The 21874-nt window shown below is 50.2% G+C and carries 18 protein-coding genes, 1 pseudogene and 1 other annotated feature; of the genes and pseudogenes, 13 read left to right on the forward strand and 6 right to left on the reverse strand.

Features of this window, described 5'->3' with window-relative positions:
- Window positions 1-14: 14 nt before the first annotated feature.
- From citC to OI69_RS00545, 3 genes are all read right to left on the reverse strand, one after another.
- Window positions 15-1079: a [citrate (pro-3S)-lyase] ligase gene (citC, locus tag OI69_RS00535; protein WP_039344570.1), complete on the reverse strand. Its 1065-nt coding sequence runs from the start codon at window positions 1077-1079 to the stop codon at window positions 15-17.
- A gap of 89 nt (window positions 1080-1168) precedes the next feature.
- Window positions 1169-2053 (reverse strand): fumarylacetoacetate hydrolase family protein, encoded by an 885-nt coding sequence (locus OI69_RS00540; protein ID WP_039344573.1) that lies wholly within the window; start codon window positions 2051-2053, stop codon window positions 1169-1171.
- A 114-nt stretch (window positions 2054-2167) separates the two neighbouring features.
- Window positions 2168-3538, reverse strand: a complete 1371-nt coding sequence (locus OI69_RS00545) for a 2-hydroxycarboxylate transporter family protein (RefSeq protein ID WP_039344577.1) — start codon at window positions 3536-3538, stop codon at window positions 2168-2170.
- Between the two features lie 417 nt (window positions 3539-3955).
- On the opposite strand from OI69_RS00545, the gene OI69_RS00550 reads away from it, so the two are divergent.
- The 4 genes from OI69_RS00550 (at window position 3956) to OI69_RS00565 (ending at window position 10892) form a co-directional block, all read left to right on the forward strand.
- Window positions 3956-5551, forward strand: a complete 1596-nt coding sequence (locus OI69_RS00550; RefSeq protein WP_039344580.1) for an ATP-binding protein — start codon at window positions 3956-3958, stop codon at window positions 5549-5551.
- Window positions 5552-5642: 91 nt separating this feature from the next.
- Window positions 5643-6344, forward strand: coding sequence for a response regulator (locus OI69_RS00555; protein WP_039344583.1), 702 nt, complete (start codon window positions 5643-5645; stop codon window positions 6342-6344).
- Window positions 6345-6731: 387 nt separating this feature from the next.
- Window positions 6732-8666, forward strand: a complete 1935-nt coding sequence (locus tag OI69_RS00560) for a methyl-accepting chemotaxis protein (RefSeq protein WP_039344586.1) — start codon at window positions 6732-6734, stop codon at window positions 8664-8666.
- Window positions 8667-8939: 273 nt separating this feature from the next.
- The gene (locus OI69_RS00565) at window positions 8940-10892 is read left to right on the forward strand and encodes a methyl-accepting chemotaxis protein (protein ID WP_039344590.1); all 1953 of its coding nucleotides are present in this window, start codon (window positions 8940-8942) and stop codon (window positions 10890-10892) included.
- Window positions 10893-10979: 87 nt separating this feature from the next.
- On the opposite strand, the gene OI69_RS00570 is transcribed toward OI69_RS00565, so the two are convergent.
- Window positions 10980-11810 carry an SDR family oxidoreductase gene (locus OI69_RS00570; protein ID WP_039344593.1) on the reverse strand — a complete coding sequence of 277 codons (831 nt, stop codon included), beginning with the start codon at window positions 11808-11810 and terminating at the stop codon, window positions 10980-10982.
- A gap of 281 nt (window positions 11811-12091) precedes the next feature.
- Here OI69_RS00570 and hisL point away from each other — a divergent pair, with 281 nt between their 5' ends.
- The 9 genes from hisL (at window position 12092) to hisIE (ending at window position 19463) form a co-directional block, all read left to right on the forward strand.
- Window positions 12092-12139 (forward strand): his operon leader peptide, encoded by a 48-nt coding sequence (gene hisL / locus OI69_RS19725; protein ID WP_106389040.1) that lies wholly within the window; start codon window positions 12092-12094, stop codon window positions 12137-12139.
- Window positions 12115-12236 (forward strand) — a sequence feature (His leader region). Its footprint overlaps the gene before it by 25 nt.
- A gap of 122 nt (window positions 12237-12358) precedes the next feature.
- Window positions 12359-13258 carry an ATP phosphoribosyltransferase gene (gene hisG / locus OI69_RS00575; protein ID WP_039344596.1) on the forward strand — a complete coding sequence of 300 codons (900 nt, stop codon included), beginning with the start codon at window positions 12359-12361 and terminating at the stop codon, window positions 13256-13258.
- A 5-nt stretch (window positions 13259-13263) separates the two neighbouring features.
- Window positions 13264-14592: a histidinol dehydrogenase gene (hisD, locus tag OI69_RS00580; protein ID WP_039344599.1), complete on the forward strand. Its 1329-nt coding sequence runs from the start codon at window positions 13264-13266 to the stop codon at window positions 14590-14592.
- Complete coding sequence (gene hisC, locus OI69_RS00585) at window positions 14589-15662, forward strand: histidinol-phosphate transaminase (RefSeq protein WP_039344602.1); 1074 nt, start codon at window positions 14589-14591, stop codon at window positions 15660-15662. The genes hisD and hisC overlap by 4 nt, the downstream gene beginning before the upstream one ends.
- 15 nt (window positions 15663-15677) lie before the next feature.
- Complete coding sequence (gene hisB, locus OI69_RS00590; protein ID WP_039344605.1) at window positions 15678-16745, forward strand: bifunctional histidinol-phosphatase/imidazoleglycerol-phosphate dehydratase HisB; 1068 nt, start codon at window positions 15678-15680, stop codon at window positions 16743-16745.
- Complete coding sequence (hisH, locus tag OI69_RS00595; protein ID WP_039344608.1) at window positions 16745-17335, forward strand: imidazole glycerol phosphate synthase subunit HisH; 591 nt, start codon at window positions 16745-16747, stop codon at window positions 17333-17335. The genes hisB and hisH overlap by 1 nt, the downstream gene beginning before the upstream one ends.
- Before the next feature lie 6 nt (window positions 17336-17341).
- Window positions 17342-18079 carry a 1-(5-phosphoribosyl)-5-[(5-phosphoribosylamino)methylideneamino]imidazole-4-carboxamide isomerase gene (gene hisA / locus OI69_RS00600; RefSeq protein ID WP_039344610.1) on the forward strand — a complete coding sequence of 246 codons (738 nt, stop codon included), beginning with the start codon at window positions 17342-17344 and terminating at the stop codon, window positions 18077-18079.
- Complete coding sequence (gene hisF, locus OI69_RS00605; RefSeq protein ID WP_039344613.1) at window positions 18061-18837, forward strand: imidazole glycerol phosphate synthase subunit HisF; 777 nt, start codon at window positions 18061-18063, stop codon at window positions 18835-18837. The genes hisA and hisF overlap by 19 nt, the downstream gene beginning before the upstream one ends.
- The gene (gene hisIE, locus OI69_RS00610; protein ID WP_039344616.1) at window positions 18831-19463 is read left to right on the forward strand and encodes a bifunctional phosphoribosyl-AMP cyclohydrolase/phosphoribosyl-ATP diphosphatase HisIE; all 633 of its coding nucleotides are present in this window, start codon (window positions 18831-18833) and stop codon (window positions 19461-19463) included. Before hisF ends, hisIE begins: the two co-directional genes overlap by 7 nt.
- A 61-nt stretch (window positions 19464-19524) precedes the next feature.
- Here the strand turns inward: hisIE and OI69_RS00615 are convergent, their stop codons facing one another.
- Complete coding sequence (locus tag OI69_RS00615) at window positions 19525-21366, reverse strand: amidohydrolase (RefSeq protein ID WP_039344619.1); 1842 nt, start codon at window positions 21364-21366, stop codon at window positions 19525-19527.
- Between the two features lie 360 nt (window positions 21367-21726).
- Window positions 21727-21874 (reverse strand): annotated as a pseudogene (locus OI69_RS18935) (IS200/IS605 family transposase); the annotation flags it as partial.

Consider the following 21874-nt stretch of genomic DNA (forward strand, 5'->3'; position numbering starts at 1 on the left):
CTGATTAATTTTAATTACGCGTATTCGGGTTCGTAATAGTGCTGTAAATGCTCAAACGTTGAGGCTGGCACGATGTCCTGAATACCGCTGTACTGCCGAAGTTTGAGTAATTTCCTGACTTCCGAAGCGGAGATGGCCAGTCCTGAGGTTTGCCGTTTACGTTCAATTTCAACCACGCTTAACGCCGGGGCAGATACGGTCTGGTCGTTCTCCAGCCAGTAGTGCATATCCTGGTTGTACTGGTACGTCACCGGGCAAAAGGGTTCGGTGCCGACAAAGCGTTGGGTAATACCCAGTGCAGGTGCGATATATTTCCTGAAAATGATTAAATCCAACGCAGCATGGGCACGCGTTATCAGCTTCTCTTCCTTCAGGAAATAGCCGGGAAACGTCGCTTTAGAAATCATGTAGTTCGAACCGGCATGTACCGTCAGATTGGGGATATGTTCCACACCGCGCTGCACCATCTCCAGACGTTCACTGAACGGGAAAAAGGACACGTCTTCCCGTACCACGAAAACATGCAGCCAATCGCACGACTGCGCCGCATGTTCCGCCAAATAGCGGTGGCCTAATGTGAAAGGATTGGCGTTCATGACAATCGCGCCGATGTTTTTCTCAGTTCGCGCCGCGAGCGGCTCAGGATGCGCAAACGCGGCCAAAGACTGACAATACTGCTTAATGCCAATCGGTGTATTTTCCATCAGCACCGCGCGGTCCTGATAGCTCGCCAGCGGATAGAAACCACATCCCCGGAAGATGTCGACATTGTCTGGCTTGGTATAGAGAAACAGGTGAAAGTGGCCGCGCTGTGCCGCCTGTTGCATCACTTCATTCACCACCTGCACGCCCAAATTGAGGTGGCGGAATTCTGGATCGACCGCGACGCACTTAATCGTGTTGGAGGCCAAACCCGCACAGGCGATCAGCCGTTTGCCCTGTTTGCCAACTACAACGATGTCAATATCGTCATCCATGCCGAGCTGGCAGTGTGCGAGGAACTGGCGTACTGCATCCCTCTCCGGCTCCCGAAAGCGCACATCCAGCGTGTCAAAAAAGACGGAATCATTGGCATACATCACGGTTCTTCCTGCAACTCGAATTATTTAGGGCAATCATTGCGGGCTTGCCGGTTTTAACACCGGCAGCGTTGTTTTTGCATTGGTACTTAGTGCGCGGCGACTTCAGCCACGATCGGAGTCGATTTCAACGGCGCGGCGGCATCCACTATCGTGTTACGCAAATGACCAATGTTTTCAATTTCCACTTCAATGCAGTCACCCGCTTTCATAAACAGTGGCGGATTGCGTTTTTTACCCACGCCGCCCGGTGAACCGGTGATGATCACATCGCCCGCACTCAGTTCAGTGAAGGTACTGATGTATTCAATCAATTCAGCGACTTTGTGAATCATGCTGCTGGTATTGTCGTCCTGCACCATACGGCCATTCAGATAGGTACGGATTGCCAGCACATGCGGGTCAGGAATTTCATCCGTGGTGGTCAGATAAGGGCCAAACGCCCCGGTTTTCTGCCAGTTTTTACCGGCGGTAAACCAACTGTGCTGCCAGTCACGCGCCGAGCCATCCATGTAGCAGCTATAGCCCGCGACATGAGAAAGTGCGACGTCCTGAGAAATATTCTGCCCGCCTTTACCGATAATGACCGCAAGTTCGCCTTCATAATCAAATTCACGGGAATAATGCGGCTTGATGACGGGCGTCGCGTGTCCGGTTTGCGAATCGGCAAAACGTACAAATAAGGTCGGCGCAGGGTTCTCTTCATTAAATTCCTGCCGTTTAGCGGCATAGTTCATCCCCACGCACAGTATTTTTCCTGGTGCGGTAATAACCGGTAAGAATGTGACATCTGCGACCGCAATATCTGGCGTACTCATGATGAACTCATCGGCAACATGTAATGCACTCTGTGCCAGTAATGCTTTCAGGTCGGGGTAACGGTGGCCAATTTTACTGCCGAGATCGATTAATCCCGTTGGCGTATAAATGCCGTAACTGTCCTTACCGTTATAACGATAGCTTGCAAGTTTCATAATATTTCCTGTGCAAAATAAACCCACACGCAATGGCGGTTTTTATTTCGTTAACTCAACACTTTCTTCAATACAATTCGTCTTCGACTCAGCGCTTTTTATTTCTGAATAACATCAGACTAAAAAGTTGGCGAGTACCAGTAGTGCAACGGAAACGTTAATGGCACCACCGATACGCGTTGCAATCTGAGCAAATGGCATCAGCACCATACGGTTACCGGCTGTCAGAATCGCGACGTCACCTGTACCACCTTGCCCACTCTGGCAGCAGGAGATAATGGCAACATCAATCGGGTGCATACCGATCTTTTTACCTACCAGGAAGCCAGTCCCGACCAGCGTCACCACGGTAGAAACAATCACCAGCAGGTTTTGGATCGTGAAGGCATTGACCAATTCCTGCCACGGTGTAATCGCGACACCAACGGCAAACAGAATCGGATAAGTCACAGAAGTCTGGAAGAACTTGTAAACAACCTGGGACCCTTCCAGCATTTTTGGTGAAACGCCGTGAGCCAGCTTCACCAGTACAGCAGCGAACAGCATGCCAACCGGTGCAGGCAGGCCAATCACTTTGTGACCGAGCATACCGATCATATACAGCAGGATGGCCAGCAGCGCGCCAGAGGCAATGGTCGTCACATCGGCTTTACCGCTAAAGGCCGGCGCAGGTGTGCTGCTTTCGCCGTTATCCAGGTTATTACCTTTATTCGGCATGAGTTCGCCTTCACCGGTCAGGTGTGGATAACGTTTACCCAGTTGATTCAGAACACCGGCAAGAATGATGGCAGTCAGGCTACCGAGCATGACGATAGGCAATACGCGCCCCAGAGCAACGCCCTGATCCATATGCAGGATCGTGGCATAGCCGATAGACAGCGGGATAGCACCTTCACCGACACCGCCCGCCATGATTGGCAGAATCAGGAAGAAGAAGATTTGGAACGGATCTAAACCTAACGCCATACCGACGCCCATGCCTACCAGCATCCCGGCCACTTCACCACACAGCATCGGGAAGAAAATACGCAGGAAGCCCTGAATCAGCGTCTGCCGATTCATACTCATGATGCTGCCGACAATAATGCAGCAGATATAGAGATACAGAATGTTGGTACTTTTGTAGAACTTGGTCGTAGACTCAACCACAACGTCCGGCAGCAGGCCATAATGCACCATCGCTGAAGGGATAAAGGTCGCACAGATTGCCGCCGCGCCCATCTTGCCAATAATTGGCAGACGCTTGCCGAATTCACCACAGGCAAACCCGAAGAATGCCAATGTCGCTACCATCACGACGATATCGCTCGGCAACTTGCCATTCAGGCAGTCGATGCCGATTAATACCCCCGCCAGCACAAAAAGTGGCACAGGAATAATACCTACTTTATAGGTATCCAGAACATGCCACCATTTTTCCTTCAATGAGGTCTTCCCAGACGCCTCATTATTTACAACAATATATGAATCATCAGTTGTACTCATAGCTCAGTCCCCGTTTTATTTTGTCTGCGCATCATAGGGGGCAGAGACCTATTATTATGTGATTCTCTTCAAATTAAAAAATGAGTTTTAAAGGCGTTTATGGTTTTTATGGTTTTTATTATGAAAATCCTTACCTTTCATTTAATTACACAAATTATAAATCGAAATAAAGTTTAAGGTTTCTATGGATTTTATGGTTTTTATTTCCTAAAAAGCATCATGTTGATAAAAAGTAATTAAGTTGTTTATTAAAGAAAAAACTTTCGTTTGTTTTTTTACTTATTTTCCTCATCATAATGTTTACCCCCTATTTAAACGTGCCGCTGCTCACAAGTTTTTTCCTCTTACTCCATTCTGATTATCATTCGTGATAAATTAAGCCACAGTTTTTCATCCACCATCAGGCTTGCACGTATCATGAGATTAAGGCTTTCGTTTCATATCAAATTGTTTATTTATTTGATTGTCTTCTTCTCTTTGTTACTTTTTATGACTGGTATTTACTATTATCACGATATCGATAAGCAACTGTATTCTGAACTGGGTACACGCGCACAGGTGCAGGCCAGAGAGATCGCCATCATCCCGTCGCTGATCGAATCAGTAAAAAATAAGGATATCCGTCAGATAGACACGCTCGTTCAACAGTTGAAGCTGCGCAGCGATGCCAGTTATATCGTGATTGGTGATAATCAGGCACGTCATCTGTTTCATTCTCAAGATAGCGATCTGGTCGGTACGCAGATGGTAGGGGGGGATAACGTTGAAGTGTTAGCGGGTAAAAGCATCATTACGGTGCGCCGAGGCGGCATTGGCATCTCACTGCGCAGCAAAGCACCGATTATGTCTGACGGCCAGGTTATTGGCATTGTTTCCGTTGGCTATCTGAAAACCCACATCGATAGCCTGACGTTCAGTAAACTGGCGCATATCCTGCTGGCGATTCTTGCCATGTTTGTCGCACTGTTTATCTTTTCATGGTGGTTCTCACGCAACCTGAAAAAACAGATGTTCGGTCTCGAACCTCTTGAAATTCGTATGCTAGTCCGGCAGCAGAAGGCACTACTCGAATCGATCTACGAAGGGGTGATTGCCATCGATAAGCAACACCGTATCGCCGCCATTAACCATGCCGCCAAAGAGATCCTTGGGCTAGACGCACCTTCTCATTTGTTACGGGGTGAACCCATTGATACCGTGATTAAGCCTGTCCCCTTTTTCTCCGGTGAGGCGATGTGGAGTAGCGACACTCACGATGAGATCTGCCGCTTTAACCACGCCACGGTCATTGCCAGCCGAGTGCGAATTATGCTGGAGGATGAACTTCAAGGTTGGGTCATCAGTTTCCGCAGTAAGAGCGATATCCATACGCTCAGCATGCAGCTTAGCCAGGTAAAACGCTATGCTAACAGCCTGCGCATCCTGCGCCATGAACAACTGAATTGGACCGCGACACTCGCTGGTTTACTGCACCTGAAGCGCTATGACGAAGCGATCAAATATATTGAAGCGCAATCAGAAAGCGCACAGGTGGTATTGGATTTTGTTTCCCGCCGTTTTTGTTCGCCAGCACTGTGTGGGCTGCTGCTGGGCAAGTACGCGACGGCACGGGAAAAAGGCATTGAGATTGTGTTCGACCCACGCTGCCAGCTTACCCATATTCCATCGGCACTCAGCGAAACGGAGCTGATGTCCATCATCGGCAATTTACTGGATAACGCCATGGAAGCCACATTAGCCAGCGCGGCGCCACATTATCCTGTCGAGGTGTACATTTACGACAGCGAACAGGAACTGGTCATTGAAGTCGCCGATCAGGGAACGGGGATCGATCCGGCGATCGCCGATAGCCTGTTTGAAATGGGCGTGACCAGTAAAACACAGGGCGACCATGGGCTGGGGCTGCATCTGGTCGCCAGCTATGTTAATCAGGCACAGGGCATGGTCGAAGTCTCGGCCAACCAGCCAAATGGCAGCATATTTTCCCTCTTTATACCAATATCAGCCAAATAATTGGCGTTGCCTCATATTAAGCACACAGGCCGCTTGAGGTATAACGGGGACTAGATTTTTTATACTTTAGATACTAACAGGGATTCACACCATGCAGCACACTGAACATTTCGATGTCTTAATCGTTGAAGATGAAAGTAAGCTGGCGAAGATTCATGCTGAATTTATTGAAAAAAATTTCAATCTGCGTGTCGTAGGGATTGCCGCTACGCTTTTGGAAGCCAAAAAACTCCTTCAGCAATACAAACCGCGTTTGATCCTACTGGATAACTATTTGCCCGACGGTGAAGGGGTTTCGCTGATTGAAAGTCAACTGCTGAAAGGGATGGACTGCTCCGTCATCTTTATCACCGCGGCAAGCGACATGAATACCTGTGCTCAGGCGATCCGCTGCGGTGCCTTTGACTACATTATCAAACCACTTTCCTACCCGCGGCTGCGCTCTTCGCTGGAACGATTTATTCAATTCGTGAAGACTCAGGACACATACAAGATTGTCGATCAGCAGAACGTCGATATTCTTTATCAGTTGCAATCCTCTGGCGCAGCGCCCTCCTCGTCAGCAAAAGGTATTGAGGAGAACACACTGGGGCTGATTAAGCAGATTTTTGCCAGCGATGGGGGTCAGACGCTCTATTCTGTCGATGATATCGTCGAAAAAACCGGGCTGAGTAAAACGACGGCACGCCGCTATCTGGAGTTTTGCGTTGAAAATCAGTTTCTCGATATCGAAATGCAGTACGGAAAAATCGGCCACCCACGACGCCTGTACCGCACCAAAAACACCCGTTAGGTGTCTCAGCGCCCGATGGCGGCAATGCTGGCGGCCATCTGGTATCCAGCACGAACAGTGTTAAGACAAAAATTAACCATTCGTTATTTTTATCTCAATTTTATTTCAATTTATTTCAAAATGCCGTTTATTTCTCCCTTATTTTTAAAAATTAAAAAAACAATCACAATTTTTTGGGTTTATTCTTAATACGCTTAATATATCACATATTGGTAATTAAACCTGCCCATGCTGGGCAGTTGTCCAGCCGTGAGAGATAATCCTCACAAATTATTATTAGTTTTTTCTCCCACACTAAAAAAAATCGCCATAAATCCGATAAGCATTATGGGTCTACCGTTATTAATGCGTTACCCGACACCAGTAATTCATCCCCGGAGAGACATTATGTTCTTAACCAAAAAAATCAGAAATCTTAAAATATCCCAAAAACTTTATCTTGGGTTCGGGGTCATCCTGCTACTGGTAATCATTGCATCACTACTCAGCGCAGGACGCTTCCGAGAAATTCGTGATATCTATGGAAAAACCAACCTTATTTACAACATCAATATCGAGGTCTTTCAGGCCAAAATAAACCGCCTGAAGTATTTTTATTCATATGATGAGAAATCACGCGAAACCATGGCGGGTTTCGTTAAACACGCATCAGAATTAACCACTGAAGCAAAAACGCTCTCATGGGGGCCGGAAGGGTTAACGCTTATCAATGAGCTAAACCAGAATCTGACCGAATTCCAGAACGCCATTACAGAGATGGGGAAAGCTACACAGCGCGTGGTAGAAAACCGCGACAAAATCAGTGCTGCCAACGGGCAAAATATTATTGCGGATTTTTACACCAAACTGCGTCAGCAACCTTCCGATAGTGCAACACAGCCTCAAATAGAGGATCTGAGCACGCAGGTTGCAGAACTAAAACAGGCATCATATGAGTTGCAGCTCAGACAAAATGCCGACGCCGCGAAGAGATTTGATGAAGTTTTTAGCCGTTTTGACAGCCGCTATCAGGCCACCGTTGCAATGTTGACGCCCGAACAAAAGGTGGTCGTAGATGGCCTGCGCAGCTATGCCGCCAATTATAAAAAGCTTAATAACGACTACTTTCAAAGCGTCAACGATCTGAAAAAAGCAGAAGACGGCGTGAAGGTCGGCGGGGATAAAAGCAGCGCCTCGATTAAAGCGATTATCGCTGTCGTCAAAGAAAGAAATGACACGTTGGCCTACGGTTCCGCTACCATCACGATGCTGATTGGCCTTATCGCCGTAGTAATTGGTATTATCATCTCACTGCTGATTACCCGTCAAATCACCCGTCCCGTGATTCATAACCTCTCTCTGGCAGAAAAAATCGCCGCAGGCGATCTGACCTCAACGATCGTCGCTGACCGTGATGATGAACTGGGTCAGTTAACCGCAGCAATGGGGAGAATGAACGAAAAGCTGCGCCATATGATCAGCGATGTACGTGACAGCGTGGACAGCGTTTCCACTTCTGCTGCCAAGATCGCCGTAGGTAATAGCGATCTTTCCTCACGTACCGAGCAACAGTCTGCTGCGGTGGTTGAAACCGCTGCCAGCATGGAAGAACTGACATCAACCGTTAAAAACAACGCCGAGAATGCAAAACAGGCGAGCCAAATCAGCACCGAGGCTTCGCAAAACGCTCACAAAGGCGGCGAAGTGGTGCGAAATGTCGTGGATACCATGTCTGGCATTTCAGAAAGCTCACGCAAGATTGCCGATATTACCGCCGTGATCAACAGTATTGCATTCCAGACCAATATTCTGGCGCTTAACGCTGCCGTCGAAGCCGCGCGAGCCGGGGAACAAGGTCGTGGGTTCGCCGTGGTTGCCAGCGAGGTGCGCACGCTCTCTCAACGTACGTCTCAAGCGGCGAAAGAGATCGCCAGTCTGATATCCGAGTCGGTGTCACGCATCAACATGGGCACACAGTTGGTCGCCAATGCAGGAACCGCAATGGATCAGATCGTCTCCTCCGTTTCACGGGTTAACGACATCATGGGGGAAATCGCATCCGCCTCCGATGAACAAAGCCGTGGCATTGAGCAAATTTCCCGCGCCATCAGCGAACTGGATACCACCACACAGCAAAATGCCGCACTGGTGATGGAATCGTCAATCTCCGCTAATTCGCTGGAGGAACAGTCAGTTATATTGGAAAGTATGGTCGCTAACTTCCGCCTGTCTGAGCACGAGGGGCGTAAACCCAAAGCGAATACCCCACGTTTGCCGTCACAGCAGAAGCACCTGCCACCTGCATCAAAACCATCGCACGACGACGGCTGGACTACTTTTTAACCTCAAACAGCCCAGCCCTGTTGCATCAGGGCTGGATTTGGCAACCAAAATCTTGTAATAAATAAACCGTCAATAAGTATTAGACGACGGTTGTGGTTATAATCGCATAAAAAATCATGCATTTGCACAACACACTTTGACATCCATCACAAAATGTCATTATCCCTTAATCTGACACTAACATCGCAATAACATAGCCCGATAACTTATGGTAGTTAGCAATAAAATTGTGAATAATATTTTACTAAAAAGCGTCATACATGGAGAGTTATAATGCAGCATCTTGCTAGTCGGATTCGTAACACAAAGATCTCACATAAATTGTATACAGGATTCGGCATTATTTTATTACTTGTTATTATTGCTTCGACACTCAGCGCAAAGAGATTTAAAGACATTAAAGATATATATGGAAAGACCAATCTTATTTATAGCGTCAACATTGAAGTTTTTCAGGCAAAAATAAATCGTGTTAAATATTTTTACGCCCCCGATGAGAAAACAAAAGATATTTTGGCGAAATTTGTCAAGAGTGCGACAGATTTAACTGACAGTGCGAAAAATCTGGCCTGGAGTAATGATGAATTAGGCCATATCAGCAATTTAAAAGGAAATTTAGAGGAGTTTCAATCCTCTGTTTCCGCGATGTCCACCGCTACACTCAAAGCGGTTGGCATTCAGGAAAAAGTCAATCTCTTGCATGCACAAGCGACGTTAGAGCCATTGGCGCAGACCTTTCATGACACCTCTTCATTCCCCGATAATGATGCTTATTACGCTATTAGCAAGCTGGCTTTTTTGTTAAGTGAAGTACAAAAATCAAGCTATGCGCTGCAAATAACGAAAGATGAGAACACCGTCACCGCGCTGAATAATCGTTATGCAGAAATGGAGTCAGCCTATCAGGCATTACCCATTTTACCTGCTGACTTGAAAAACCAAGCTGACGCATTACGAAATTACGTTAAGCAATACCAGCAGCTTAATGCAGACTACTTCATCGCTTTCGATGACGTGAAAAAAGCAGAAACACGGGTCATGCGAGCAGGAACGAAAAGTAGTGCAGACATTAATGCGTTGACCGCCATCATCAAAGCGAAGAATGATGAACTGGCCAATACCTCCACCACTATTACGATAATTATCGGCCTCATTGCCGTCATTATCGGTATCATCGTTTCAATCTACATCACTCGGATTATCACCAGACCCATCATCCATAACCTGTCGCTGGCGGAACACATTGCCAGTGGCGACCTGACGACGACTATTCATACCGACCGTCACGATGAACTGGGGAGGCTGACCCACGCGATGGGGACGATGAATGAACAGTTACGCCACGTTATTTCCGAAGTACGAGACAGTGTGGGCAGCGTCAGTCAGTCGGCAAGCAAAATTGCCACAGGCAACAGCGATCTGTCTTCACGTACCGAGCAGCAATCAGCCGCCGTGGTTGAAACCGCCGCCAGTATGGAAGAACTCACCTCGACGGTGAAAAACAACGCCGACAACGCCAGACATGCCAGCCAGATCGCCGCAGATGCTTCCAAGAACGCCCTCAAAGGTGGCGAGGTCGTGAAACAGGTTGTGACAACCATGGACACTATCGCCGCCAGTTCCAAAAAAATCGCCGATATCACCAGCGTCATCAATAGCATTGCTTTCCAGACTAACATTCTGGCATTGAATGCGGCGGTAGAAGCCGCACGCGCGGGTGAACAAGGACGCGGTTTTGCCGTCGTAGCGGGTGAAGTTCGCAGTTTGGCACAGCGCAGTGCGCAGGCAGCTAAAGATATCGCAGCGTTGATTTCGGAGTCAGTCGAACGCACTAATGCGGGTAGTCATCTTGTTGCACTTGCTGGAGATACGATGGGGCAAATCGTCGATTCGGTTTCCCGCGTGAACGACATTATGGGCGAAATCTCATCCGCGTCAGAAGAACAGAGCCGGGGAATTGGACAAATCGCACAGGCAATCAGTGAATTAGATACCACGACTCAGCAGAATGCCTCGCTGGTGATGGAATCTTCCATTGCGGCCAACTCGTTGGAAGAGCAGGCTGTGCTGTTAGAGAAATTGCTTGGACATTTCCGCGTGCCTCAATCCGACAGTCGCACGGCGGCACATGCGTTAACCTCCCCACCACGCCATGCGTTGCCAAAACGCGTGCCAACAGCAGATAAAAAAGCCGCGTCATCAGAAAGTGACTGGACATCGTTTTAACGTCCCTTGCCCGGGTAGCGTCGCGCTCACCCGGGCATATCTGACCCCCTCTCGCGGCAGTAACAAAATCGAGCCGCGTGGTAACCCCTAATTCAGTGGCATTGTTGAGGGATTCGGATATTGGTAGTCAAACCCAAGCTCATGGCAGATACGTTGTCCATCAATAATCCGCCCTTGGGTGCTATCCGTCACGGGGGCAAAATGCGGCAGAGACACCTGTAATCTGCGCGCCTGTTCGGGATAAAAATCCTGTCTGGCAGGATGTTCCGGTGCGCACAGGTTATAGATATGCCCACCGTTCGGTAGCTTAAGCAGCAGCAGGATCGCCGCCAGCACATCTTCCTGATGCACCAGATTCACGCCATGATTGCCACGCGGCAGATCGGTTTTACCTGCCAGAAAACGGCCAGGATGGCGATCGCCGCCAACCAGCCCCGCCAGACGCAAAATATCCACGGAAGTATCGGGTAAATGCTGTAACCACTGTTCGAGGGATGCCAAAGTCTTCCCGGCGACCGTTTTCGGTTGTAGCGGCGAAATTTCTTTCACCGTACCGCTGCCATCGCCATAAACCGAGGTTGAACTGGTGAAGATAATACGTGGGACATGAAAGACGCGCGCCATATTCACCAACTGCTGTACCGCTTGCGCATACCCATCTCCCCCTTCCGCCGTTCGGCTGGCGGGGAGCGTCACGACTAATACGTCAACCTGTTGTAGTAACGCGTTAAGTTCATCAGCGTCGCATTCGAGTTCCGGCGTCAGAACCAGTTGATAACACTCAATCCCACTCATTCGCGCCGCGTCGACGCCATCCTGAGTGGTTTTTGTCCCCACTACGTGATAGCCGTGTCCATTCAGCGCCAGAGCCAGCGGCATGCCCAACCAGCCCAGTCCAACAATCGCTACTTTTTTCATCCGTCGTTCTCCCCAGCAAGGAGCCTGTTATTAACGCTATACGCTCCCTACAGAGTAAACGGCTTTGACACCCACCGCTACGGAGCTGCCCGATTTCAGCAGGTTTTTCTGTCTATCAAAAGCGGATATCCCGCACGATTATGCTGACGCATTCCCCAACCCAAACGAACTTCCCACATCTGCTAAAAAAATGTTGCACAACAACCCGAACATGGTTTAGGTTATTCGACAGCTAAATCGTTATTGATTTCATAAATACAAACACAACAAAGAGACAACTTATGACACGCGTTCTGTTTAACCACCATCATCACCATCATCCTGATTAGTCTTTCGGGCAGTTGGTGCTGGAAGACGTTCAGATCTTCCAGTGGCGCAGAACTCAAAGAGAGCCCTCGGAAGATCAGCTTCCGAGGGTTTTTTTATGCGCGCTATCCATGCGCGCACCTTGCAGGCCGTTGCTATGCAACGTTAAAAAACGTTCCAGACGTTTTTTTATGCTCGCTCTATTTCTAGACATTCAAATTTGACAGGTTAATGAGGTTTCCATGCTGGATAAAACACGTTTACGGATAGCAATGCAGAAGTCAGGTCGCCTGAGCGACGATTCGCGCGAACTGCTGGCACGCTGCGGGATCAAAATCAACTTACAGCAACAGCGCCTGATCGCATTCGCAGAAAATATGCCGATTGATATCCTGCGCGTGCGCGATGACGATATCCCCGGTCTGGTGATGGATGGTGTAGTCGATCTGGGCATCATCGGCGAAAACGTGCTGGAAGAAGAGCTGTTAAACCGTCGCGCACAGGGCGAAGATCCGCGTTACTTCACGCTGCGCCGTCTGGATTTTGGCGGTTGCCGCCTGTCGCTGGCGATGCCGCTGGACGAACCCTACACCGGCCCTGAATGTCTGCAAAACAAACGTATTGCCACCTCTTACCCTCACCTGCTCAAACAGTATCTCGACAGACAATCTGTCAGCTTCAAATCCTGTCTGCTAAACGGTTCCGTTGAAGTCGCACCGCGTGCCGGTCTGGCTGATGCTATTTGCGATCTGGTGTCAACTGGCGCCACGCTGGAAGCCAACGGACTGCGCGAAGTAGAAGTGATTTATCGCTCCAAAGCCAGCCTGATTCAGCGCGACGGCGAGATGCCTGCGGAGAAACAACAGTTAATCGATAAACTGCTGACCCGTATGCAAGGCGTGATTCAGGCGCGTGAATCAAAATACATCATGCTGCACGCGCCCAGCGAACGTCTGGATGAAATCATCGCCCTGTTACCGGGTGCGGAGCGCCCAACCATTCTGCCGCTGGCTGGCGATCAACGTCGCGTTGCCATGCACATGGTCAGTAGCGAAACGCTGTTTTGGGAAACCATGGAAAAACTGAAATCGTTGGGTGCCAGCTCCATTCTGGTTCTGCCGATTGAAAAAATGATGGAGTGACGGCGATGACAGACAACACCAATAGTACCGGTAGCTTCAGCACGCTTGTCGACTGGCAGCGCTGTTCAGCAGAAGAGCAGCGTCAGTTATTGACCCGTCCGGCCATTTCCGCGTCAGGCCGCATCACCGCCATCGTGAGCGATATTCTGGCAAACGTGAAAAGCCGGGGCGATAGCGCCCTACGCGACTACAGCGCACAGTTTGACAAGGTTCAGGTGAATGCCATTCGCGTCACCGATGCCGACATTGCCGCCGCCTCCGCACGTCTGAGTGATGACGTCAAACAGGCAATGAGCGTCGCCGTGCGTAATATCGAAACCTTCCACAACGCGCAAAAACTGCCGACGGTGGATGTCGAAACGCAGCCGGGCGTGCGTTGCCAGCAGCTTACTCGTCCTATCGCAACCGTTGGCCTGTATATTCCCGGCGGTTCCGCCCCACTGCCGTCAACCGTGCTGATGCTGGGCACACCTTCACGCATCGCGGGCTGCGGTCGCGTAGTGCTGTGCTCACCGCCGCCGATTGCCGATGAAATTCTGTATGCTGCTCAGTTGTGCGGCATTAAGGAAGTCTTTCAGCTCGGTGGCGCGCAAGCGATTGCAGCGATGGCATTTGGCACCGAGAGCGTGCCGAAAGTGGACAAAATTTTTGGCCCCGGTAACGCGTACGTTACCGAAGCCAAGCGTCAGGTTAGCCAACAGCTTGATGGCGCCGCGATTGATATGCCGGCCGGCCCATCCGAAGTTTTGGTGATCGCCGACAGCGGTGCGACACCTGCGTTTGTCGCCTCTGACCTGCTGTCTCAGGCAGAGCACGGCCCGGATTCACAGGTCATCCTGCTCACGCCCGATGCTGCAATGGCTAAAGCCGTCGCCGACGCCGTTGAAGAACAGCTTACGCAACTGTCCCGTGCAGATATCGCCCGTCAGGCGCTTGCCAGCAGCCGTGTTATCGTCGCGCGTGATTTAGCGCAGTGCGTTGAAATCAGCAATCAATACGGCCCGGAGCACCTGATCATCCAGACGCGTGATGCGGAATCATTGGTGGATAGCATCACCAGCGCGGGTTCGGTGTTCCTTGGCGACTGGTCACCAGAATCCGCGGGTGACTACGCCTCCGGCACCAACCACGTTCTGCCGACCTACGGCTACACCTCGACCTATTCAAGCCTGGGACTGGCCGATTTTCAGAAGCGCATGACCGTACAGCAGCTCACGCCACAGGGGCTACTGCAACTGGCACCAACAATTGAAATTCTGGCACAGGCTGAACAACTGACCGCCCACAAAAATGCCGTTACCCTGCGTGTCGTAGCACTGAAGGAGCAAGCATGAGCAACATTGAAGAATTGGCACGCGCCAACGTCCGTGCATTGACACCGTACCAGTCTGCTCGCCGTCTGGGCGGCAATGGCGATGTGTGGCTGAATGCCAATGAATATCCTGAAGCACCGGAATTTCAGTTAACGTTACAGACGCTGAACCGCTACCCGGAATGTCAGCCGGCGCTCGTTATTAACCGTTACGCCGAGTATGCAGGCGTTCAGCCGGAGCAGGTTCTGGTCAGCCGCGGTGCCGATGAAGGAATTGAACTGCTGATCCGCGCGTTCTGCGAACCGGGGAAAGACGCTATCCTGTTTTGTCCACCCACTTACGGCATGTACGCCGTCAGCGCCGAGACGTTTGGCGTGGAACGCCGCACCGTCGCCAGCAAGTCAGATTGGCAGTTGGATCTCGATGCGATTGAAGCGCAGTTGGACGGCACCAAAGTCATTTATGTTTGCAGCCCGAACAACCCGACCGGCAATCTGATTGCACGAGAGGATTTGCGCCAGTTGCTGACGCTGGCACAAGGGAAAGCGCTGGTCGTTATCGATGAGGCTTACATTGAATTCTGTCCACAGGCGACCACTTCGGTCTGGCTGGATGAATTCCCCCATTTGGTGATTCTGCGTACCTTGTCCAAAGCCTTCTCCCTCGCCGGATTGCGCTGTGGCTTCACGCTGGCGAACCCAGAGGTGATTCAACTGCTGCTGAAAGTCATTGCACCTTATCCTCTGTCTACCCCCGTGGCGGATATTGCGGCGCAGGCGCTGAGCCGTGAGGGGATCGCCAAAATGAAGGCGAACGTCGAGGAAATTACCTCCGCTCGCCGCTGGCTGAGCGATGCCTTAAAAGACATTCCCTGCATTGAAGACGTCTTCCCCAGCGAGAGTAACTATCTGCTGGTACGCTTTACCGCGTCACCTTCTGTATTTAAAACGCTGTGGGATCAGGGCATTATTCTGCGTGACCAAAACAAGCAACCGAGCCTTGCAGGCTGTTTGCGTATTACGATCGGCAACCGCTACGAATGTGAACGCGTTGTGGCTGCATTACAATCATTGCCGGGCATCAACGCTTAATTTTAAGGAGCTCACGTGGGCCAGAAATATCTCTTTATCGACCGTGACGGAACATTGATCGCTGAACCACCTGAGGATTTTCAGGTTGACCGTCTGGACAAACTGGCGCTGGAACCCGATGTCATTCCCTCGCTGCTGGCGCTGCAAAAAGCGGGTTATACGCTGGTGATGATCACGAATCAGGATGGGCTGGGAACCGATAGCTTTCCGCAGGAGACCTTCGATCCACCGCACAACCTGATGATGCAGATTCTGACATCGCAGGGCATCCAGTTTGAACAAGTGCTGATCTGCCCGCATTTGCCAGCAGATAATTGCACCTGCCGTAAACCCAAAACCGAACTGGTGACCGCCTATTTAAATAACGGTCTGATGGATGCAGCGAATAGCTATGTCATCGGCGACCGCCAGACGGATATTCAACTGGCGCAAAATATGGGTATCACCGGCCTGCTCTATCAGCGCGGTGGATTGAACTGGCAGGCGATTACCAATCAGTTAACCAAGCGTAACCGCCATGCTCACGTTAACCGCGTCACGCGTGAAACCGCCATCGATGTGAACGTCTGGCTGGATCAGGAAGGCGGCAGCAAAATCAACACTGGCGTCGGTTTCTTCGATCACATGCTGGATCAAATCGCCACTCACGGCGGCTTCCGCATGAATATTGAAGTGAAAGGTGATCTGTACATTGACGATCACCACACGGTCGAGGATACCGGTCTGGCGCTGGGTGAAGCGTTGAATAAAGCGCTGGGCGACAAGCGCGGTATTGGTCGTTTTGGCTTCGTTCTGCCAATGGATGAGTGCCTGGCACGCTGCGCGCTCGATATTTCCGGGCGTCCACATCTGGAATATAAAGCCGAATTCAGCTATCAGCGCGTCGGCGATCTGAGTACGGAAATGGTCGAACACTTCTTCCGTTCACTGTCTTACTCCATGGCCTGTACGCTACACCTGAAAACCAAAGGTCGTAACGATCATCACCGAGTGGAAAGCCTGTTCAAAGTTTTCGGGCGCACGCTGCGTCAGGCCATCCGGGTTGAGGGTGACACGTTGCCGAGCTCGAAAGGAGTGCTCTGATGAAGGTCGTCATTCTGGATACCGGCTGCGCCAACCTCTCTTCTGTGACCTATGCTGTGCAGCGGCTGGGCTATACCCCCGTTGTCAGCCGTGAAGCCGAGATTGTCCTGCAAGCAGACAAACTGTTTCTGCCGGGCGTTGGCACCGCACAGGCCGCGATGAATCAACTGGAAGAGCGCGACCTGATTACGTTGATCAAGGCCTGCACTCAGCCGGTTCTGGGTATTTGCCTTGGTATGCAGTTACTGGGTACCAACAGTGATGAGAATGGCGGCATCCCCACGCTGGGGATTGTCAATTCACCAGTGAAGAAGATGGTTGACCATGGTTTGCCACTGCCGCATATGGGCTGGAATCAGGTAATTCCCAAGGCCGGACATCGTTTATTTCGCGATATCGACGAAGGTGCCTATTTCTATTTCGTCCACAGCTATGCCATGCCGGTCTGCGAAAACACCATCGCGCAAGCCAACTACGGCGAAGCGTTCACTGCCGCGCTGGAAAAAGATAACTTCTTTGGCGTGCAGTTCCACCCTGAGCGTTCGGGTGCGGCGGGCGCGCAGTTGCTGAAAAACTTTCTGGAGATGTAGAGCGTCATGATTATTCCCGCATTAGATCTGATTGATGGACAGGTTGTCCGTCTGCATCAGGGTGATTATGGCCAACAGCGCCAGTACGGTAGCGACCCGCTTCCACGCTTACAGGATTATCAGCAGCAAGGGGCTGGTGTACTGCATTTGGTCGATTTGACCGGAGCCAAAGATCCTTCTGCCCGCCAGATCCCCCTGTTAACCACGCTGTTGGCTGGCGTTAACGTGCCCGTTCAGATCGGCGGCGGTATCCGCACCGAACAGGACGTAGAAGCGTTATTAAAAGCCGGTGCCAGCCGCGTCGTTATCGGTTCTACCGCCGTTAAACAACCGGAACTCGTCCAGCAATGGTTCACCCGCTACGGCGCAGAAGCGCTGGTGCTGGCGCTGGACGTGCGTATCGATGCCAACGGCACGAAGTTTGTCGCCATCAGCGGCTGGCAGGAAAATTCGGATGCTACACTTGAGCAGGTCGTCGAACAATATCTGCCGTTTGGCCTGAAGCATGTGCTGTGTACCGATATTTCTCGTGACGGTACGCTGAGCGGCTCCAACGTCGAGCTTTATCGTGAAATCAGCCAGCGCTACCCGCAGATTGCCTTTCAGGCATCCGGCGGCATCGGCAATCTGGCGGATATTGCCAATTTACGCGGCAGCGGTGTACAGGGCGTGATCGTTGGCCGTGCGCTGCTGGAAGGTAAATTTAACGTCGCGGAGGCTATCTCATGCTGGCAAAACGGATAATCCCCTGCCTGGACGTGCGTAACGGTCAGGTCGTCAAAGGTGTACAGTTCCGCAATCACGAAATTATCGGTGACATCGTGCCGCTGGCGCAGCGCTACGCGCAGGAAGGCGCTGATGAGCTGGTCTTTTATGATATCACCGCCTCTTCCGATGGCCGTGTGGTCGATAAAAGCTGGGTGTCCCGCGTCGCGGAGGTCATCGATATTCCCTTCTGCGTGGCGGGAGGAATTAAAAGCGTGGAAGAAGCGGGCCAGATCCTCTCTTTCGGTGCGGATAAAATTTCCATCAACTCACCCGCGCTGGCCGACCCCGAGCTGATTACCCGACTGGCCGACCGCTATGGCGTGCAGTGCATCGTCGTTGGGATTGACACCTGGCACGATGCGACCACTGGCCGCTATCATGTGAATCAATACACTGGCGACGAAACGCGCACCAAGGTCACTACCTGGGAAACGCTGGACTGGGTAGAAGAAGTGCAGAAACGCGGTGCAGGTGAAATTGTCCTGAACATGATGAATCAGGACGGCGTGCGCAACGGCTATGATTTACACCAGTTAAATCTGGTGCGTGATGTCTGCAACGTTCCGCTGATTGCTTCCGGCGGCGCAGGCACTATGGAACATTTTCTGGATGCCTTCCAAACCGCGCAGGTTGATGGCGCGCTGGCAGCATCGGTGTTTCACAAGCAAATTATTAATATTGGCGAACTGAAACAATATCTTAAGCAACAGGGTGTGGAGATTCGAGTGTGTTAAGCAAAGAGTGCTTTTTAAACGACGAGCAACGAAATCAACTCGATTGGGAAAAAACGGATGGCATGTTGCCCGTTGTCGTACAACACGCGGTATCCGGTGAAGTGTTGATGTTGGGCTACATGAATCAGGACGCGTTAAAGGCTACCGAAGAGAGCGGAAAAGTCACGTTTTTCTCGCGTACCAAACAGCGGTTGTGGACCAAAGGCGAATCTTCCGGCCACTTCCTGAATGTCGTGTCCATTACACCAGACTGCGATAACGACACATTGCTGATTCTGGCTAATCCTATTGGGCCAACCTGTCATTTGGGCACCAGCAGTTGCTTCTCCCCTGCTGCCAGCGACTGGACGTTCCTCTATCAGTTGGAGCAACTGCTAGCCGAGCGTAAGCATGCTGACCCGGATAGCTCATACACGGCGCGTTTGTACGCCAGCGGCACCAAGCGTATTGCACAGAAAGTGGGTGAGGAAGGACTGGAAGCGGCATTAGCCGCCACGGTACATGACCGCGAAGAACTGACCAACGAAGCCGCAGATTTAATGTATCACCTGCTGGTGCTGTTACAGGATCAGGATTTAGATTTGGCGACCATCATCAATCGCCTTAAAGCGCGTCACACTAAATAAGCCTTTCCCCGCGTTAACCACTAGCGATAACGCGGGGCTTTATGATGGCAGCATCGCAGTGTTAGCTTGAGTGCACCTTACGCCCTCCTTTCCAGGTTTCCAGAACCGGAATATCACGCATACCTTTCACCGGATTATTTTTATCTGCTGAATCATAAGTCAGCGGAGAATCCGCCAGAATCACAAAATCAGCACATTTACCTGCGACCAGTGAGCCAACCCACTGCTCCGCATGACACTGCCAGGCGGCATCATAGGTTGCCGCTTTAAGCGCAGCAAAACGAGAAATCCGCTCCTGTACATTCAACACGGCCGGAGGTGTATCCTGAGGTGCGCCCTCCATCACACGAGAAATAGCCTGTTCCATCATTCGTAGGGGGCCAAGCGGTGTCACACCGTTATCGCTGTGTAATGTAATCCTCATCTCGTGATTGATAGCAGATTGACAACGATCGAGGTGATTAGCCCGATCTTCTCCCAATATAGTTTGCTGGAATGCCCAGCCCCAATATCCCACATGGCCAATTAAGAAACTGGGAGAAAGACCAAGCTGTTTCATTTCAGATAAATGGTCATCAGTGAGCAGTGACGCATGTTCCAGACGATCGCGACGCTGTTCGTAGGTAGCCGATGTCACATGAGCCAGTTTAAATGATTCTAATGTCAGCCTAATCGCTTCATCACCATTCGTGTGAATCATCAACGGCCAGTTTTTATCTACAACGTTCTGCACCAGCGTATTGATATTAGTGGATGGGTCAAAGTTGAAGGCACCGACATTATCCACGCTCGGCATTTTTTCATAGAGCTGATTACAGCAGTACGGCGTGGATTGATACCCCGTCAGCCCTTGGTTTGAACCATCTGAAATAACCTTGATATACGGCAAGTGAAAGTGTTCATCTCCATACCCCGGAGAGTAATAATTCACCACTTTATTTTCAAAATCCTCATTATCCGTAACGATCAGCGCACCGCCTATCCGCACCGGACAAATCGGCAGATGAGCCCATTTATCAAGAAAGCCAACTTGATCGAAGCCAGGCTTATCACCTTTTGGTTCAACACCCGCATCGAGCATATAAGTCACGCCACGTTTACTCGCCAAAGCAAACAGTTTGCTCATAGATGCAATGAGCTTTACCGCCAATTCCGTTTTAGGGTAGCTACTGACCATGACATTTAGCACTGGCTGGATACCCACTATTTCCTTGAGGATACCGTCTGGTGGCACATCTTTACAAGACTCTCTGACGAGTTCAATCGCCGCATGATTGATATACGCCAGATGCATCGAAGCATTGAGGACAAATACCGGTTGGAGTGTCGTGATTTTATCGAGAGCATCAGCATCAAATGCCTTATCTCCATCAACAAACAGCGATGGATCAGCACCAAATCCGATAAGCCATTTATCGGATTTATGCGGTGACGCCTTCTCCTTTAGATGGGATATCACCCAGCTACGGTTATAATTTTTGCGTAATTTTTGATCTTCAAACGGGCTAACATCATTACCAATACCAGAAAGCATCGCGGTGCTAGTGATGTGGACATGTGGCTCAATCAGGCCCGGCAACAACGTTTGCTTTTCTGATAATTGATGCTCAGACACGCTTTTCGGCATTTTGGCCTTCACATCTTGATATGAACCCGTCGCAACAATTAGTCCGGCATGAATTCCCATTGCTTCAACCGCAACGTCCTTACCATCTTCCAACGTCAGAATAGCTTTGCTAGGGCTCCCATCCTTATTTGGCGCGGAACGAAATAGCTTCGTTTCAATATGTAGACTGTTCTCCCCCTCAGGGGTCTCAACTGGCGTATCGGGGAGAAATGATTTCCACAGCGGGCTACAGCAGGAACAACTTATGCTACCGGAATGGCTACACGCTTCACTCATACACTGTCCTTATTTAGAGATAACGCATTAGAAATGTTAATGTACCAAATAAAAAATAGGCAATAACATTCAAAACTTCAATGTCCAAGCGATTGAAAATCAAAAAATTCATATTCTGTGTGCTGAAGGCTACTTAGCAGCTTGAAAGGCAAAAAGGAAAGCGTATTACATGGGATCGCATTCTGATGAATAATCAGGTCACATCATCAATAGTGGGAATTTTGGGGAGAACAAGAGTGATTAATCATAACCACCCGCATAGCGGGTGGTTTGCTCTTGCCCTATAAGGGCTTGTTACCGACTGCGCCTAAATGACGCTGCTTTCTCTTCGTTCAAGCTAAGTGTCTTTGCTACTTTGGCCTACCCCTTGAAGGGGTCTGCGTACTCTTTACTACTCAATTTGTCTGAGAGTAAATCTGACTTCTCTTGTTCTCTGATATATTTCTGGATTGTCGCTTCATTTAGCCCTACCGTACTTAAATAGAACCCTTCGCTCCAGAATTTACGG

The sequence above is a fragment of the Pectobacterium fontis genome, assembly GCF_000803215.1.
In the GTDB taxonomy this organism is placed as follows: domain Bacteria; phylum Pseudomonadota; class Gammaproteobacteria; order Enterobacterales; family Enterobacteriaceae; genus Pectobacterium; species Pectobacterium fontis.